This window comes from Modestobacter sp. VKM Ac-2979 (assembly GCF_026967995.1).
In the GTDB taxonomy this organism is placed as follows: domain Bacteria; phylum Actinomycetota; class Actinomycetes; order Mycobacteriales; family Geodermatophilaceae; genus Modestobacter.
Genome location: NZ_JAPVBO010000002.1, coordinates 737,471 through 753,755 on the forward strand (window position 1 = coordinate 737,471; position 16,285 = coordinate 753,755).

Annotated in this window: 16 protein-coding genes; 4 read left to right on the forward strand and 12 right to left on the reverse strand. The window is 74.0% G+C overall.

Translation table 11 applies throughout. The features are described 5' to 3' along the window. Positions 1-16 precede the first annotated feature (16 nt). Positions 17-346 (forward strand): hypothetical protein, encoded by a 330-nt coding sequence (locus tag O2W15_RS08150; protein ID WP_269162809.1) that lies wholly within the window; start codon positions 17-19, stop codon positions 344-346. Here the strand turns inward: O2W15_RS08150 and cysD are convergent. The 5 genes from cysD to O2W15_RS08175 all read right to left on the reverse strand — a co-directional run bounded on the left by cysD (position 337) and on the right by O2W15_RS08175 (position 5,417). Then, positions 337-1,245, reverse strand: a complete 909-nt coding sequence (gene cysD / locus O2W15_RS08155; protein WP_269179044.1) for a sulfate adenylyltransferase subunit CysD — start codon at positions 1,243-1,245, stop codon at positions 337-339. The two genes, O2W15_RS08150 and cysD, sit on opposite strands and share 10 nt — an antisense overlap. 134 nt (positions 1,246-1,379) lie before the next feature. Further along, on the reverse strand, positions 1,380-2,099 hold the full coding sequence (locus tag O2W15_RS08160; protein ID WP_269162810.1) for a PaaI family thioesterase: 720 nt from the start codon (positions 2,097-2,099) through the stop codon (positions 1,380-1,382). Positions 2,100-2,132: 33 nt separating this feature from the next. Then, positions 2,133-3,683 carry a sensor histidine kinase gene (locus O2W15_RS08165; RefSeq protein WP_269179045.1) on the reverse strand — a complete coding sequence of 517 codons (1,551 nt, stop codon included), beginning with the start codon at positions 3,681-3,683 and terminating at the stop codon, positions 2,133-2,135. Positions 3,684-3,706: 23 nt separating this feature from the next. Further along, positions 3,707-4,447 carry a response regulator transcription factor gene (locus O2W15_RS08170; protein ID WP_269179046.1) on the reverse strand — a complete coding sequence of 247 codons (741 nt, stop codon included), beginning with the start codon at positions 4,445-4,447 and terminating at the stop codon, positions 3,707-3,709. A 115-nt stretch (positions 4,448-4,562) separates the two neighbouring features. After that, positions 4,563-5,417, reverse strand: coding sequence for a siderophore-interacting protein (locus O2W15_RS08175; protein WP_269179047.1), 855 nt, complete (start codon positions 5,415-5,417; stop codon positions 4,563-4,565). A gap of 317 nt (positions 5,418-5,734) precedes the next feature. On the opposite strand from O2W15_RS08175, the gene O2W15_RS08180 reads away from it, so the two are divergent. Both O2W15_RS08180 and O2W15_RS08185 read left to right on the forward strand, forming a co-directional pair. Next, positions 5,735-5,944, forward strand: a complete 210-nt coding sequence (locus O2W15_RS08180) for a DUF2945 domain-containing protein (RefSeq protein WP_269162814.1) — start codon at positions 5,735-5,737, stop codon at positions 5,942-5,944. Positions 5,945-5,978: 34 nt separating this feature from the next. Beyond that, complete coding sequence (locus O2W15_RS08185; RefSeq protein ID WP_269162815.1) at positions 5,979-6,404, forward strand: DUF2795 domain-containing protein; 426 nt, start codon at positions 5,979-5,981, stop codon at positions 6,402-6,404. A gap of 62 nt (positions 6,405-6,466) precedes the next feature. Here O2W15_RS08185 and O2W15_RS08190 read toward each other — a convergent pair whose 3' ends face one another. Beyond that, positions 6,467-7,609, reverse strand: a complete 1,143-nt coding sequence (locus tag O2W15_RS08190; protein ID WP_269179048.1) for a hypothetical protein — start codon at positions 7,607-7,609, stop codon at positions 6,467-6,469. An 883-nt stretch (positions 7,610-8,492) separates the two neighbouring features. Here O2W15_RS08190 and O2W15_RS08195 point away from each other — a divergent pair. Continuing rightward, complete coding sequence (locus O2W15_RS08195) at positions 8,493-10,154, forward strand: LCP family protein (protein WP_269179049.1); 1,662 nt, start codon at positions 8,493-8,495, stop codon at positions 10,152-10,154. 27 nt (positions 10,155-10,181) lie between these two features. Here O2W15_RS08195 and pstB read toward each other — a convergent pair whose 3' ends face one another. From pstB to O2W15_RS08225, 6 genes are all read right to left on the reverse strand, one after another. Then, entirely contained in the window at positions 10,182-10,961 is a 780-nt protein-coding gene (gene pstB, locus O2W15_RS08200) for a phosphate ABC transporter ATP-binding protein PstB (protein WP_269162818.1), read from the reverse strand. Positions 10,962-10,984: 23 nt separating this feature from the next. Further along, on the reverse strand, positions 10,985-12,073 hold the full coding sequence (pstA, locus tag O2W15_RS08205) for a phosphate ABC transporter permease PstA (RefSeq protein ID WP_269179050.1): 1,089 nt from the start codon (positions 12,071-12,073) through the stop codon (positions 10,985-10,987). Then, entirely contained in the window at positions 12,073-13,020 is a 948-nt protein-coding gene (gene pstC / locus O2W15_RS08210; RefSeq protein WP_269162820.1) for a phosphate ABC transporter permease subunit PstC, read from the reverse strand. The genes pstA and pstC overlap by 1 nt, the downstream gene beginning before the upstream one ends. Before the next feature lie 124 nt (positions 13,021-13,144). Next, a complete protein-coding gene (pstS, locus tag O2W15_RS08215) occupies positions 13,145-14,257 on the reverse strand; it encodes a phosphate ABC transporter substrate-binding protein PstS (RefSeq protein WP_269162821.1) in 1,113 nt (370 codons plus the stop codon). A 265-nt stretch (positions 14,258-14,522) separates the two neighbouring features. Then, complete coding sequence (gene mshD / locus O2W15_RS08220) at positions 14,523-15,491, reverse strand: mycothiol synthase (RefSeq protein ID WP_269179051.1); 969 nt, start codon at positions 15,489-15,491, stop codon at positions 14,523-14,525. Beyond that, positions 15,475-16,212, reverse strand: coding sequence for a winged helix-turn-helix transcriptional regulator (locus O2W15_RS08225; RefSeq protein ID WP_269162823.1), 738 nt, complete (start codon positions 16,210-16,212; stop codon positions 15,475-15,477). Before O2W15_RS08225 ends, mshD begins: the two co-directional genes overlap by 17 nt. Between the last annotated feature and the right edge of the window lie 73 nt (positions 16,213-16,285).

Genomic DNA, 16,285 nt, shown 5'->3' on the forward strand with positions numbered 1-16,285 from the left:
CCACGTCCACGGAGAGGTGACGGTGTTCGTCTTCGCTGCCGCAGTGCCCGCGCTGATGGTCGTGCTGCTGGGTTACGTCGTCGGCTACGTCGTCACCGAGTGGGCCAGCGGTCTGATCGGCGCGGCGTTCGGGGCGCCACTGGGCCCGGGCGTGCCCGAGGTGGTGGGCTGGCTGACCGGGCTGGTGCTGCTGGGCGTCGTCGTCCGGGTGCTGGTCGACCGCCGCCGGCGCATGCGGCGCTCGCTGCGCCGGGCCCGCGTCCAGGGGCAGCAGGCCGAGGTCGAGCGGCTGGAGGCCGCGCTGGCCGCGCGTGCTCGCCGCCATCAGGACCGCCATCAGAAGTAGCCCTCCTTCTTGCGGTCCTCCATGGCGGCGTCGCTGACCTTGTCGTCACCGCGGGTGGCGCCGCGCTCGGTCAGCCGGGTCACCGCGATCTCGGCGATGACCTCCTCGATGCTGGTGGCCGTCGAGCGGACGGCCGCGGTCAGGTTCGCATCGCCGACGGTGCGGTACCGGACGCTCTCGCGCAGCACCTGCTCGCCGTCCCGGGGCGTGATGAACTCGTTGACCGCGTAGAGCATCCCCTGGCGGTCGACGACGTCCCGTTCCCGCGCCAGGTACAGCGGCGGGATCCCGATCTCCTCCTGGAGGACGTAACCCCAGATGTCCAGCTCGGTCCAGTTCGACAGCGGGAACACCCGGATCGACTCACCGAGGTGGGTGCGGCCGTTGTAGAGGTCCCAGAGCTCGGGGCGCTGGTTCTTCGGGTCCCACTGGCCGAACTCGTCGCGGAAGGAGAACATCCGCTCCTTGGCCCGGGCCTTGTCCTCGTCGCGCCGTGCGCCGCCGAAGAGGGCGGTGAAGCCGTGCTGCTCCACGGCGTCCAGCAGCACCGGGGTCTGGATCCGGTTGCGCGACCCGTTGGGCTCCTGGCGCACCGTGCCGGCGGCGATGGCGTCGGGCACCGAGGCGACCACCAGCTCCACGCCCAGCTCGGCGACCCGCTTGTCCCGGAACTCCAGGACCTCGGGGAAGTTCAGCCCGGTGTCGATGTGCATCACCGGGAAGGGGATGCGGGCCGGAGCGAACGCCTTGCGGGCGAGCTCGAGCATGACGATCGAGTCCTTGCCGCCGGAGAACAGCAGGACCGGCCGCTCGGACTCGGCTGCCACCTCGCGGATCACGTGGACGGACTCGGCCTCCAGCGTCTGCAGCTGGGTGAGCCGGTGGTCGGCGATGGACACGCTGTCGAGCTCCCGGGGACGACGGCAGACGTCGCCGGCCGGCGACGCGATCAGTGGGGCAACCCCATCGACGTGGTGGGGATTCCCGGCACCAGTGTCCGGCATGGCGCACCCGGGCCCGGCGGCCGGTCGGCTCAGCCGGTGGTGCCGGGCTGCTCGACGACCGCGGTCGCGTCCCCGGGGCGGCCGGGTGGGGTCGACCGGCCGGAGGCATCGGTGATGGCGGAGAAGTAGGCAGCGGCCTGCTCCGGCCGGGGCGTCACGAACACACCGCGCGCCTCCACCAGCGGCTGGTCCGGGGCCGCGGCCAGCGCGATCGTCCCGGAGACCGTGGTCCGGCGGCCGGCGCTCTCCCGGACCGCCGCCCGCAGCACCAGCGCCGTCTCCAGGGGCACCGGACGGCGGTAGTCCAGCTCCAGCCGCGCCGTCATGCCCCAGAGCCCGGCCGCGATCGCCGCGGAGCCGAGCAGCTGGTCCATCATCAGCGCGCTGATCCCGCCGTGCACGTAGCTCGGCGGGCCCTCGTAGGCCAGCCCCAGCGCCACCTCGGTGACGACGCCGTCGTCCTCGCGCCGGATGACCAGGGGCGGGGCCAGCGGGTTCCCGACGCCGCTGACCGGGTTGAAGACCCGGCGCGCCTGCCCCGGGTCGTCGAGCGCCGGCAGCTGGTCCCGGCTGCGTCGGGCGGCCGACAGCCGGGCGGTGACCTGCCGGACGGCGACGGCCGCCGACCGCAGCTCGGCAGCCGGCACCGTCGTCGTCACCGCGGTGCCGACCAGCTCGCGCAGGGCGCTGCCCAGGTCGGTGACGGCCGCCAGCAGCTCGGCCTCGGTCGCAGTCCCCTCGATCGTCACCCGTGGATCAGACCAGGCGGCCCGACGGCCGGGTCAGGAGGGGCCGGGCGCCTGGTCCGCAGGCGGGGCGGGCGGACCGGACCGGGGCAGGTGGACGGCGAAGGTGGCGCCCTCGCCGGGGGCGGTGCGCAGCTCGACCCGGCCGCCGTGCGCCTCGACCAGCGCGGCGACGATGGACAGCCCGAGGCCGGTGCCCCCTGCGGCCCGGGTCCGCGAGGCGTCGGCGCGGTAGAACCGCTCGAACACCCGGTCGGCGTCGGCCCGGGCCAGGCCGGGGCCCTCGTCGGTGACCGCGAGGACGAGCCAGCCGGGCTCCGCCTGGTCCTCGGCCACCCGGATGGTCACCCGGGTGTCGGCGGGGGTGTGGGTCAGCGCGTTGGTGACCAGGTTCCCGATCACCTGGCGCAACCGCGCCTCGTCGCCGCGCACGACGGGGACGTCGGTGAGCGAGGGGTCCAGCTGCAGGCTGAGCGAGCGGTCGGGGGCGACGGCGCGGGCGTCGTGCACGGCGTCGCCGGCCAGCTCGGCCAGGTCGACGGGGCCCAGTGCCAGCGGCCGCTGCTGGTCCAGCCGGGCCAGCTGCAGCAGGTCCTCGACGAGCAGCCCCATCCGGGTCGCCTCGGACTCGATCCGCTGCATGAGCCGGCCGGTGTCCTCCGGGCCGTGGACCGCGCCCTGCCGGTGCAGCTCGGCGAAGCCGCGGATGGAGGTGAGCGGGGTGCGCAGCTCGTGGCTGGCGTCCGCGACGAACCGGCGCATCCGGGCCTCGGAGGCGACGGCGTGCTCCTCGGAGGCCTGCTGGGCGCGGAAGGAGCTCTCGATCCGGCCGAGCATGCCGTTCAGCGCCTGCGACAGCCGGCCGACCTCGGTCCGGTCGTCGCCGTCGGGCACGCGGCGGGACAGGTCGCCGGCGGCGATCGCCTGGGCCGTGTGCTCGACCTCGACGAGGGGCCGCAGGCTGTTGCGCACCACCAGGTAGCCGGCGACACCCAGTACCGCGAGGACCAGCAGGCCGACCACCAGCTCGATCCGCACCAGCCAGCCGAGGGTCTCCTCGTCCTCGGCGAGGTCGAGCCCCACCAGGAGGACGACCTCGTCGCTGAACGGGGTGCCGGGCACCCGGATCGCGCCCACCCGCCAACTGGTCTGCCCGTCCGCCGAGCGGGCGGTGAAGACCTGGGGCCCGTCGACGGACGCCGGGTCCAGGCCGCTGACGTCGGGCAGGTCGCCGTCGTCCCGGGGGCCCGTAGCCACCGCCAGGGTGCTGTCCTCGGCGCCGACGTCGACGCAGGCGAGGTACTGGTTGTTCGGGAAACGCATCTCCCCGGAGGAGCAGACCCGGGGGACCACGTACGGCTGCGCCGCCAGCGCGTCCAGCGACCGGGTCAGCTGGGCGTCCTGCTGTTCGACCAGGTAGTCGCGCAGCAGGGAGGTCGCGGCGAAGCCGGTGGCGGCCAGTGCCGCCGCGACCAGGGCCACCATCAGCGCCACGAGGGTGACCCGCAGCGGGATCCGGGGCGCGGAACCCCGGACCGGGTGCTCCGCCGGCGCACCTGCGGACGGAGGGGTCGTGGTCGGGTCCACCGGCGTCCTGGGGGCGGTGGCGGTCACGAGCCGCGGGGCAGGCGCAGCGAGTAGCCCACGCCGCGCAACGTGTGCAGCAGCCGCGGTTCGGTGGTGTCGATCTTGCGACGCAGGTAGGAGATGTAGGACTCGACCACGTTGGCCTCGCCGTTGAAGTCGTAGTTCCACACGTGGTCGAGGATCTGCGCCTTCGACAGCACCCGGCCGGCGTTGGTCATCAGGTAGCGGAGCAGCTTGAACTCCGTCGGCGACAGGCTGACCAGCTTGCCGGCCTTGAGGACCTCGTGCGACTCCTCGTCGAGCTCGATGTCGGCGAAGGTCAGCCGCGGTGCCTCGGTGGCCTGCTGCACGCTCTGGGTGCGGCGCAGCACCGCCCGGATGCGGGCCAGCACCTCGTCGAGGCTGAACGGCTTGGTGACGTAGTCGTCCCCGCCCAGGGTCAGTCCGGTGACCTTGTCGTCGGCGGCGTCCCGGGCGGTCAGGAACAGCACGGGGGTGTGCGACCCGTTCTGGCGCAGCCGGCGGACGACGCCGAAGCCGTCCAGCCCGGGCATCATCACGTCGAGCACGAGCAGGTCGGGGCGGAACTGCTCCGCGACGGACAGGGCCTGCTGCCCGTCTGGCGCGGTCGCCACCTCGAAGCCGGCGTACCGGAGGCTGGCCGACAGCAGTTCACGGATGTTCGGCTCGTCGTCGACGACCAGGAGCCGGGCCTCGGGCCGCTGGGCGCCGGGAGCCGGTGAGCGGGAGCTGGTGGTGGACACGTCTCCCCCCGATGGACCCTGCGGCAGCGTCGTCATCGCTCCAGCATGCCGCTGGCGACTGCGGCTGTCCTGGACGCCACCTGTGAGGAGCCTGGGTGTCCGGGCTGCGAGGGGGTCACCCGGCCGGGGACATCGCCCGGCCGGCGCGCCAGTAGCCGATGGCGTGGTGCTGGCTCCGGCGCAGCCCCCAGCGGCCCCGCAGGTCGGCGCGCACCGCACGGACGACGGCCGACTCGGCGCCCACCCAGGCGAAGAGGTCCTCACCCGGCGGGCGGTGCAGCGCGGCCACCGCGTCGACCAGCAGGGTGCTCGCCTCCGGCGCCGTCCCGGTCCGGTGCAGCCAGCGCAGCTCGACCCCGGCCGGGGCGGCCAGCGGCTGCTCCTCCTGCGGGCCGGCCACCTCGAGCAGGGCGACGCCGCGGGTGTCCGGGGCGGCCGCCGCCAGGATCCGGCTGATCGCCGGGAGCGCGGTCTCGTCGCCGGCCAGCAACAACCAGCCGGCGGGGGAGGCGCCCAGGGGTGCGGCGCTGGCCAGGCCCAGCACGGCGCCGGGCGTGGCGGCCGCCGCCCAGGAGGCGGCCGGGCCGTCGCCGTGCAGCACGAAGTCGACGTCGACCTCCCCGGCGCCCGGGTCCTGCCGGCGCGCGGTGTAGCTGCGCAGGGCGACGCCGTGGCTGCCCTGCGGCCAGACGATGCGGCCGTCGCGGGCCACCTGCGGCCAGCGGGGGGAGCGGTCGTCGGCGCGGGGGACCAGCAGGGACATCGTGGGTCCGCAGGCGGCGACCACGGCGGCGGGCGCGGTGAGGGTGACCCGGCGGACCGCGGGCGTCACGTCCCGCACGGCGGTCACGCTGAGCACGTCGACCGGGCGGACGGCGGGGTCGGCCGCCCCGGCGCCGGGCGCGGCTGCCGTGCGGGCCGGTTCCTGGATCGGGGCCTCGTCGATCGGTGCCTCGTCCTCGGTCGCCACGAGGACCGACCCTAACGGGGCCGGCCCGGCCGGCCCCGGGGGAATGGGGCCAGCCGGGCCGGCGATCGTGGACGAGGACCTCACCCAGCGTGACCAGTTGATCGCACTGATCAGGGAAGACGCTGTGTGCGTCCCGTCGAGTGAGCACGCTACGTGACGATCCTGCCGCCGGCACCACCGACCGCGCAGAGACCCCCCGAACGGGTGACCGCCGTCGGGTGGCGGAGAGCCGGTCGACGCGCACCGGCGCCCGATGTGTGCGCCCGTGCCGCCACGGGCAGGCACACCGGACCGACGGTGCGAGAGGGGGGCCTGACATGGCGGAGGAGTTCTCGAAGGGCGACCACGTGAGCTGGAAGAGCCACGGCGGCACGGCCGAGGGCACGGTGAAGCGCAAGATCACCGAGGACACCGAGGCTGCCGGGCGAACGGTGCGCGCCAGCCCCGACGACCCGCAGTACGAGGTCGAGAGCGAGAAGAGCGGGGGCACCGCCGTGCACAAGCCCAGCGCACTGGAGAAGGACTGAGCGGCGCGGCGACGCCCGCACGGAGGAGGAGAACGTGAGCGAGTCAGACGGCGGCTTCACCGGGAGCCGGAGCACCAAGCACAACCCGCGCATCGACGAGGAGCTCGAGCACGAGGTGCAGGGGATGATGAAGGGGGAGCGGGCCACCCGTTCCGAGGAGTGGCGCGAGGTGGAGCCGGTCGGGGAGGACCAGCCCGACATCGACGCCGACCCGGCCGGCACGTTGGTCGGCGGGGTCCCGCAGGGCATGGACGCGAACGCGGTCGTGGCCCGGGCGGAGCTGTCCCGCTGGCTGGACCGCGCGGACTTCCCGAGCACCGGCTCGGAGCTGGTCGAGGCCGCCCGTGACCACCGGGCCCCGGACGTGGTCGCCGAGGAGCTGTCCCGGCTGCCCGAGGGCCAGGTCTTCGAGCGCATCGGGGACGTCGTCCGGGCGCTGGGCTACCCGACCGAGACCTGAGCCCTCGATCTGACCGACCAGCGACCGGCGTCGTCCCCGGGGGGCGGCGCCGGTCGGTGCGTTCAGGAGGAGCTGTCGGCCTCGGCGTCGGCCGCCTCCTCCTCGGCGATCTCCTCCGCGCCACGGCGACGGAACAGCCGCGACCCCGGGAACCCCTTCACCACCTGGCGCATGTCCTGCACGGTCTCCACCAGGGTGTGCACGTCCGGTGCGACGTCGCTCAGCGTCAGCAGCACGGGGAGCAGGTCCTCGTCGAGGTGCACCACCAGGTCGGGGAGCCGGTCGACCAGCGTGATGATCGCGGTGACCTCGTCGGTGTGCAGCTCCTCGGCGAACCGGGTCAGCACCGGGGCCAGCGTCCGCAACGCGGGGCGGTAGTCCTCCAGCAGCGGGGAGATCGTCGCGAGCAGCGCCTCCGCGCGGGCCAGCGTGCCGTCGGCGGCGCCGGCCGTGCCCGCGACCGCGGTGAGGAGCTCATCGGCGGCATCGGTGGACCGGCCGATCCGGGCGACGGACTCGTCGGCGGCGTCGTTGGTGACCCCGATCCGGGCGACGGACCGGTCGGCGGCGTCGTTGGTCACGCCGATCCGGGCGACGGACTCGTCCGCGGCGTCGTTCGTGACCCCGATCCGGGCGACGGCGGCGTCCGCGGCGTCGTTGGTCACCCCGATCCGTGCGACGGACTCGTCCGCGGCGTCGTTGGTGACCCCGATCCGTGCGACGGACCGGTCGGCGGCGTCGTTGGTCACGCCGATCCTGGCCACCGCGGCGTCGGCGGCGTCGTTGGTGACGCCGATCCGGGCGACGGCGGCGTCGGCGGCGTCGTTGGTGACGCCGATCCGGGCGACGGCGGCGTCGGCGGCGTCGTTCGTGACGCCGATCCGGGCGACGGCGGCGTCGGCGGCGTCGTTGGTCACCCCGATCCGGGCGACGGCGGCGTCGGCGGCGTCGTTCGTGACGCCGATCCGTGCGACGGCCTCGTCGGCGTGGGCGCGGGTGACGTCGATGCCGGCGACCGCCACCTCGGCCCGGTCGGCGATGCGTTCCATCCGGTCGACGAGCACCCCGACGCGCTTCAGCAGCTGTTCACCCTCGTTGAGGGCCCCCACCACCCGAGGCAGCAGGGCGAGGGCCTCGGCGACGCCGTCACGGAGGCCCCCGGCGGCGTTCAGCACGTCCGACGGGCCGGGAAAGGGCAACTTCACGGGCCAGACGCTACGGTCCGGCGGGTCGATCTGCCGGTCGAGAGCCCCGTCCTGCGCGACGGGATCCGTCCGCCGCCCGCGCGTCCGGCCGGCCTGGTGGCCTACCGCCCGTATCGTGGAACGGTCGCGCTGGCGGCGGTCTCCGGCCGTCCCAGGGCGCAGGACGACCGCGCAGCGAGCGACTGCGGACAACGACGATGGGATGTCGACGCCGGTGGCGGATCAGCCGACGCGGGACGGGGCCGACGACGGTCCCCGGCGCGGCGACCGACCGACCGGCGCCGTCCCTCCTGTCCCGGGGGGCGAGCCAGGTGGTCCCGGCGCGAACGGCCCGGCCGCGCCGCTGACCGTCGCCGAGCTGCTCGCCCGCTCGGGCACCGGGGTCCGCCGGCGACGGGCGGAGCGACGCGAGGCCGGTGAGGCCACCGGCCGTCAGCAGCCGGTCGAGGACGCCGGCACCCCGCTGTGGCAGCCGGGTTCTGCCAGGAGTGACGGTCCCGGCCGGCCGGCGATCTCCGACGAGCTCGCTCCCCGGGGTGCGTGGCGGGACCGTCCGCAGCCGTCCGCCGTGCCCTCCCCGCCGGTGCTCCCGACCGGTTGGCAGCCGGCGATGCCCGGACCGGCCTCGGATCCGGAGCCCGCCACGCCGGCCGAGGAGCCGGCTGTCCGGCCCGCCCGCCCGCCGGTCGCCCCACCCGGATCCCGCGCGCCCGCGCCTCCCGCCGTGCCGCGGGCCACGCCGACGGCAGACCGTCGTCCCCCGTTCCCCGCCTCGACGCCGGTCGGGTCGTCGTCACGTCCCCCCGGCGTCCCGCCGGACCCGGCGCCACCGGCCGGCCGCAGCCAGGCCGCGACGCCCCCGGCAGCGCCACCGTTCGCGCCGGTGCCCCTGCGGCCGGTCCCCCGGGCGGCGCACGGAGCCGCTCCGGCCCCGCCCCCGGCAGCGGCCCCGCCGACTCCGCAGCCCCCGGCGGCGGTCCCGCCGCCCCCGCGGCCGGTGCACCCGCCGTCGGTCACCCCCTCCGCGCCACCGCAGTACTCGGTGCCGGTGCCCGGCGTGCGCCGGAGCCTGCCGGTGCCGCCGATCCCCGGTCGGGACGTGCCCGTCGTCCCCGGGGGCGCCACGGTCGCCGATCTGCCGGCGCCGCGTCCACCGGCCGGTCCGGTCCGTCGTCGGTTGACCCGGGTCGCCTTCGCGCTGGTGGCCCTGCTCGGCCTGGTGGCCGTCTTCTACGTCGGCCTCTACTTCTACGTCGACCGTGGGATCGACCGGGTCGACGCACTGGTCACCGACGGCCCCGAGGTGCTCGCCCCGCAGCTGCAGGAGACCTCGTCGACCTACCTGCTGGTCGGCACCGGTGTGCCCGGGCGCAGTGGGCTGCCTGGGGTCAGCCCCGTGGTCGTGCACGTCTCCGGCGACGGTGAGCAGGCCGTCCTGGTCAGCCTGCCTCCCACGGCGCTGACCGACACCCCCGTCTGCCGGACGGCGGACGGCGAGCTGCGCCAGCCCGTGACCGAGCCGTTCGCCGCCGCACTGCTCGACGGCGGGCCCTCGTGCCTGGTCCGGTCGGTGCAGCAGCTGACCGGCCTGCGGGTCGACCACTACGTGTCCGTCGACCTCGCCCGGCTGCCCGGCATGGTGGAGGCGCTCGGCGGGGTCCCGGTCTGCCCGGGGACGGGTGGCCTCCAGCTGGCCGGCGCGGAGGTGACCGGCTACCTGCAGCCCGCCGCCACCGGGACCGACGTCACCGGTGCCGCGGTGGCCGAGCGCGAGCAGCGGGTGCTGGTCTCGGCACTCGACTCCGCCCTGGCGGACAGCACACTGGTCGACCCGCTGACCCTGACCCGCTTCCTCTCCCGGGCCGGCGATGCGTTCACCGTGGACGCCGGGACGACGCTCGGGGACCTGCGGTCCTTCGGGGCCACCCTGGGCGAGCTGTCCGGGAGCGCGATCGAGCGCACCGGGCTCCCGGTCGCCGAGGTGGGCCACGTGCCCAACGGCAGCGACCAGGCGGTGGTGGTCGTCGACGCGACCGCGACCCGGCAGCTGTTCGACTCGGTCATCGACGCGGGCCGGCTGCCCGCCCCGGCCGCGGAGGACGTCGCCGACGCGGCGCCGACCGACCCCGCCCTCACCGAGCCGGCGGCCGGCGACCCGGTCCCCGAGGGGACGACGGTCTCCGTGGCGCCGGCCGGGGTGACGGTGGACGTGCTGGACGGCTCCGGAGCCGGGCGCACCGGCGAGGTGGCCGACGGCCTGGCCGCCGCGGGGTTCCGGGTCGGTGCCCGGGGCATCGAACCGGCCACCGTGGACCGCACCGTGGTCCGGTACGGCCCGGCGGCGCTGGAGCCCGCGCGCACCGTGGCGGCGGCCGTGCCCGGTGCCGTGCTGGTGGAGACGGACCTGGTCGGCTCGGCGGTGCAGCTGGTCGTCGGGCCGGCGTACACCGGTCTGGCTCCCGTCGACATCGGCACCCCGGTGCCCACGACAGCGGCCCCGGACCCCGCTGTCGCGGAGGCCGAGGCCGCATCGTCCTGCAGCTGAGCGGCGGGAGAGCCGCTCAGCGGAGCATCACCCGAACCGGCCGGAGATGTAGTCCTCCGTCGCCTTCTCGTCGGGGTTGCTGAAGATCTTCTCGGTGGGGTTGTACTCGATCAGCCGGCCGGGCTGGCCGACCCCGTTGAGGTTGAAGAACCCGGTGGTCTCGCTGACCCGCGCGGCCTGCTGCATGTTGTGGGTGACGATGACGATGGTGAACTGCTCCTTGAGCTCCATCATCAGGTCCTCCACGGCCAGCGTGGAGATCGGGTCGAGCGCGGAGCACGGCTCGTCCATCAGCAGCACCTCGGGCTGGACGGCGATGGCCCGGGCGATGCACAGCCGCTGCTGCTGACCGCCGGAGAGCCCCGAGCCCGGGCGGTTCAGCCGGTCCTTGACCTCGTTCCAGAGGTTCGCGCCCTTGAGAGAGCGCTCGACCAGGCCGTCCATGTCGCTCTTGCTGGTCTTCTTGGCGTTCAGCCGCAGGCCCGCCGCGACGTTGTCGTAGATCGACATCGTCGGGAACGGGTTCGGCCGCTGGAAGACCATGCCGATCTGCCGGCGGACGTCGACCGGGTCGACGTCGGAGCCGTAGAGGTCCTGCCCCTCGATGACGACCTTGCCCTCGACGCGGGCGCCGGGGATCACCTCGTGCATCCGGTTGAGGGCCCGCAGGAAGGTGGACTTCCCGCAACCCGAGGGACCGATCAGCGCCGTGATGCTCCGCGGCTCGATGGAGAGGTTGACCCCTTCCACGGCCTTGAAGTTGCCGTAGTAGATGTCCAGGTCCGAGACGTCGATGCGCTTGGCCACGTGGTGTTCCTCCGGGTTCCGGGTCAGCGACTGGTCTTGGGGGCGAAGAGACGGCTGATCAGGCGGGCGACCACGTTGAGGCCCATGACCAGCATGATGAGGACCAGGGCCGCTGTCCAGGCCCGGTCGATCGCGTCCTGTGGTGGCACTCCCGGCTGGGTGAGCTGGTAGTACGCGTACACCGGCAGGGTCGCCATCCGCCCGTCGAACGCGTTGAAGTTCAGGGCGTTGGTGATGCCGACGGTGATCAGCAGCGGTGCGGTCTCACCGACCACGCGGGCGATGGCCAGCGTGACACCGGTGGCCAGGCCGGCGATCGCGGTCGGGATGACCACCTTGAGGATCGTGCGCCACTTGGGCACGCCCAGGGCGTAGGCGGCCTCGCGGAGCTCGTTCGGGACGAGCTTGAGCACCTCCTCCGCCGAGCGCACGACCACCGGGATCATCAGCACCGACAGCGCCACCGCGCCCATGATCCCCAGCCGCACGCCCGGGCCGAAGATCAGCACGAACAGTGCGTAGGCGAACAGGCCGGCGACGATCGAGGGGATGCCGGTCATCACGTCGATGAAGAAGGTGATCGACCGCTTGAGCCGGCCGGTGCCGTACTCGACCAGGTAGATCGCGGTCATCAGGCCGATCGGCACGGAGATGATCGTGGTCAGCAAGGTGATGATCAGCGTGCCCATGAGCGCGTGGTACGCGCCCCCACCCGAGCCGATGACGCCCTGCAGCGAAGCGGTGAAGAACTCGGCGTCGAAGCGCTCCGCACCGCGACGGACCACCTCGTAGACCAGCGAGACCAGCGGCACCATGGCGATGCCGAAGGCGCTGACCACCAGGCAGGTGATCAGCCGGTCGACCGCCTTGCGCGGCCCCTCGGTCACCCGGGACAGCAGGTAGGTGCCCAGCGTGCCCAGCACCACCGTGTAGATGACGAACAGCACGATGTTCCAGCTGGTCAGCAGGCCGATCGCCAGCGCGAGGACGGCGGCGGCACCGAACACCGCCCACGGCACCCACGGCGCCTGCTTCTCGTGGCCGCCCAGGGCGCCCTGGGGCGGCGCAGAGGTCTCCGGCGCGGCGCTGGATTGCTGGGTGGAGGTGCTCATCAGTTGGCTCCGGAGAAGTCGGACCGGCGGTTGACGACCCAGCGGGCGAGCATGTTGACCAGGAGGGTGATCACGAACAGCGCGAGCCCGCTGGCGATCAGGGTGTTGACGGCGAGTCCGGTCGACTCCGGGAACTCCAGCGCGATGTTCGCTGCGATCGTCTGCGGGTTGGCGCTGGTGATCAGCGCCCAGGTGATCCCGGCGGCCGAGCCGGACAGGATGATCGCCACGGCCATGGTCTCGCCGAGGGCGCGCCCCAGGCCGAGCATCGAGCCGCCGATGACACCGGACTTGCCGTAGGGGATGACGGCCATCTTGATCATCTCCCAGCGGGTGGCGCCCAGGGCGAGGGCGGCCTCGGTGTGCAGCGTCGGCACCTGGCTGAACACCTCGCGGGAGATGGCGCTGACGATCGGCAGGATCATCACGCCGAGCACCAGCCCGATGGTCAGCATGGTCCGGCCGCTCGAGGAGACCGGCCCGGCGAAGAACGGGATGAACCCGAGGTTCTCCTCCAGCCAGCGGTAGAAGGGCACCAGCTTCGGGGCGAGCCAGAAGATGCCCCAGAAGCCGTAGACGATGCTCGGGATCGCGGCCAGCAGGTCGACCACGTAGCCCAGCCCGGCGGCCAGCTTGCGCGGCGCGTAGAAGGTGATGAACAGCGCGATCGCCACCGCCAGCGGGGTGGCGACCAGCAGGGCGATCACCGCGGAGAGCAGGGTGCCGAAGATCAGGGGCCCGATGTAGGAGGCGAGGCCACCGTCACCGGCGATCTCGTCCGGGGAGGCCGTCAGCGCCGGGACCGACTCGCTGATCAGGAAGAGGGCCACCCCGGCGAGGATGACCAGGATGAGGATTCCCGCGCCCTTGGCGGTGCCGGCGAAGATGCGGTCACCGGGCCGGCTCTTGGGCTGCTGGGCGGGTGGTGCGCTGGTGGTGGAGGTCACCGATCGCTCCGGGGGGCTCGTACCGCTGGATGCTGGGAGGCGTGCAGTGGGTCATGCACCACGGCGGCCCGGGGTGTCCGGGTGGACACTCCGGGCCGCCGCAGCGCGCTGCTGACCGGCTCGATCAGCCGGCAGCCGTGATGGCGTCGATCGCACCCTGCGCCTGCTCGCGCAGGTTGTCCGAGATGGGCGCGCTGCCCGCGGCCTCGGCCGCGGCCTGCTGGCCCTCCTCGCTGACCACGTAGCTCATGAAGTCCGCGACCAGGTCGGCGGTCTCCTGGTCCTCGTACTCGACGCAGCCGACGTGGTAGCTGATCAGCACGATCGGGTAGTTGCCCGACTCGGTGGTGTCGCGGGCGAGCTCGATGGCGAAGTCGTACTCGCCGCGTCCCTCCAGCGTCTCCGAGTTCTCCACGACGGCGGCGGCGGCCTCGGCGGTGGGCTCGACGAACTCCTCGCCGACGCCGATGTTGGCGACACCCAGGTCGCCGGCCTGGCTCAGGTCGGCGTAGCCGATGCTGCCGTTGCCGGCCCCGACCGCGCTGACCACGCCGGAGGTGCCCTGGGCGGCCTCGCCACCGGAGACCGGCCAGTCGCCACTGGCCTCGTGCGGCCAGGCGTCGCCGGCTGCGGCGACCAGGTACTCGGTGAAGTTCTCCGTGGTGCCGGACTCGTCACTCCGGTTGACCGGGGTGATGGGGAGGTCCGGCAGGGTGGCGTCCGGGTTGTCCGCCGCGATCGCCGGGTCGTTCCAGTTGGTGATCTGCTGGTTGAAGATGCCGGCGAGGACCTCGGGGGAGAGGTTCAGCTCGTCGACGCCCTCGACGTTGTAGACCACGGCGATCGGCGCGATGTAGTTGGCCAGCTCGAAGATGCCGGACTCGCCGCAGCGCTCCTCGGCCTGCGCGAGCTCCTCCTCGTCGAGCGCGGCGTCCGAGCCGGCGAAGTCGGTGCCGCCGGCGAGGAACTGCTCACGGCCACCGCCGGAGCCGATCGGGTCGTAGTTGACCGTCACATCGGGCTGGACGCTGGAGTAGCCGGCGGTCCAGCCCTGCATGGCCGCCTGCTGGCTGCTGGCGCCGGCGCCGACGAGGGTGCCGCTGAGCTCCCCGCCGCTGTCGCCCCCGGAAGTGCCCGTGCCGCTCTCCTCGTTCGAGGCGCCGCACGCGGCGAGAGCGAGGGTGGCGGCGAGCGCTGCGGACACTGCCGCGGTGCGCGTCGTGGTGCTGAGCTTCAACTCAGTGGCCTTTCGACTGGTGTGTGCCCGGACGTCGGAGCCGGGCAGGGAAGATCGAACGCCGAGGACGCTAAGCAGCCCAGATGGACGGATCCAGGTGCGTCGATGAACGCGGGGTGAACGCGGACTGAGACTTGGCCCACGAAACGACAGACGCTGTACGTCCAACGGGTGAACCGCCGCGTGGCGGGGCGCCGACGGGCGGATCGGGCCGCTCAGCGGGCACGGCGGCGAAGGCGTTCAGCGGGCACGGCGGCGAAGGCGCTCAGCGCCGGGGTGCGCGCCGCCAGGAGACGTCGACGGCGTGCCGGGTGAACCCGCTCCGCTCGTAGAGCGCGACGGCGGTGGTGTTCTCCTCCTCGACGTAGAGGAGCACGGCGGACAGCCCACGGGCGCGCAGGTGCGCCAGCCCCACGTCGGTCAGGGCCCGGCCCAGCCGCATGCCCTGCGCGTCCGGGTCGATGCCGAGCACGTAGACCTCGCCGATCGGCTCGTCGCCGGCGTCGCCGGCCGGGTGCACCTTGGTCCAGTGGAAGCCCAGCAGGTCCTGCCCGCCCGGCGTCTCCCGCCAGGCGAGGAAGAACCCGGCCGGGTCGAACCAGGCCTCGGCCTCGCGCAGGGCCAGGTCGCCGCGGGTCCACCGGCCCTGCTCCGGGTGGGAGGCGAAGGCGCGGGCGTTCACCCGCAGCCAGGCGTCCTCGTCGGTGCCCGGCCGGAACGTCGCGACGGACACCCCGTCGGGCAGCGCCGGCCGGGGGTCGGGGTCGACCCCGTCCAGCGGTCGGCGCATCTGCAGCAGCACGCGCGCCCGGTCGTAGCCGCGGCGGCGGGCGAGCTCGGCCGAGCCGGGCAGCTCACCGTGAGCCCACACGCGCAGCGGCCGGTCGGCAGCGAGCTCCTCGAGCCGGGCGACCAGGGCGGTTCCCACGCCGCCACGGCGACTGGCCGGGGCCACGACGAGCTCGGCCTCGGCCTCCGGGTCGCCGGGCGGCAGCTCCAGCCGGGCGTAGCCGAGCAGCGTGCCGGCGTCGTCCCGCACGATGAGGTCGGCGCCACCGACCGGGCCGCCGTGCTGCAGTCGCAGCTCGGACTCCTCGGAGACCGGCCGGACACCGTCGGCGGCCAGTGCGGCCTCCAGCAGGGCCCGCACCTCGCCCACGGCGGCGGTGGGGAGCCGCTCGGAGACCTCGACCTGCACCGGGCTCAGCGGAGCGGGCTCAGGAGAGCGGGACACCGGTCTCGATCGCCGCCACGTTGGCCGCCGCGGTCGCGTCGGCGACCTGCTGGTCGAGCTTGTAGCCGACGTTGCGCACGGTGCCGATCAGCGCCTCGTGCTCGGCGCCGAGCTTGGCGCGCAGCCGGCGGACGTGCACGTCGACGGTGCGGGTGCCGCCGAAGTAGTCGTAGCCCCAGATCTCCTGCAGCAGCTGGGCGCGGGAGAAGACCCGGCCCGGGTGCTGGGCGAGGTACTTGAGGAGCTCGAACTCCTTGTACGTGAGGTCCAGGGGGCGGCCGCGGAGCTTCGCCGAGTAGCTGTGCTCGTCGATGACCAGCTCGCCGGCCTTCGTCACGCCGCCTTCCGCGCCGTCGGCGGGGGTCGCGGCGGCCAGCCGGCGGGCGGCGGCCCACTTCAGCCGGGCGTCGACCTCGGCCGGGCCGGCGGTGTCGAGCACGACGTCGTCGACGCCCCAGTCGGCCGACAGCGCGACGAGGCCGCCCTCGGCCAGCACCGCGACCAGGGAGGCGGCGACACCCGTCGAGGCGAGCAGCGAGCACAGGGTCCGGGCGGAGACGAGGTCGTGCCGGGCGTCGACGAGGACGACGTCCCCGGCGTCACCGTCGAGCAGGCTGGACAGCTCGGGGGGCACGATGCGCACCTGGTGGGCCAACAGCCCGAGCGCAGGGAGGACCTCCGTGGTGGCCTGACGGGCCGAGGTCATGAGCACGAGTCGCATGTCGTCTCCTCACTGGGCGGACCCAGGCCGTCGACTGCGCTGTCGAGGTGAGGCTGCAGGATAGCGGACGTGC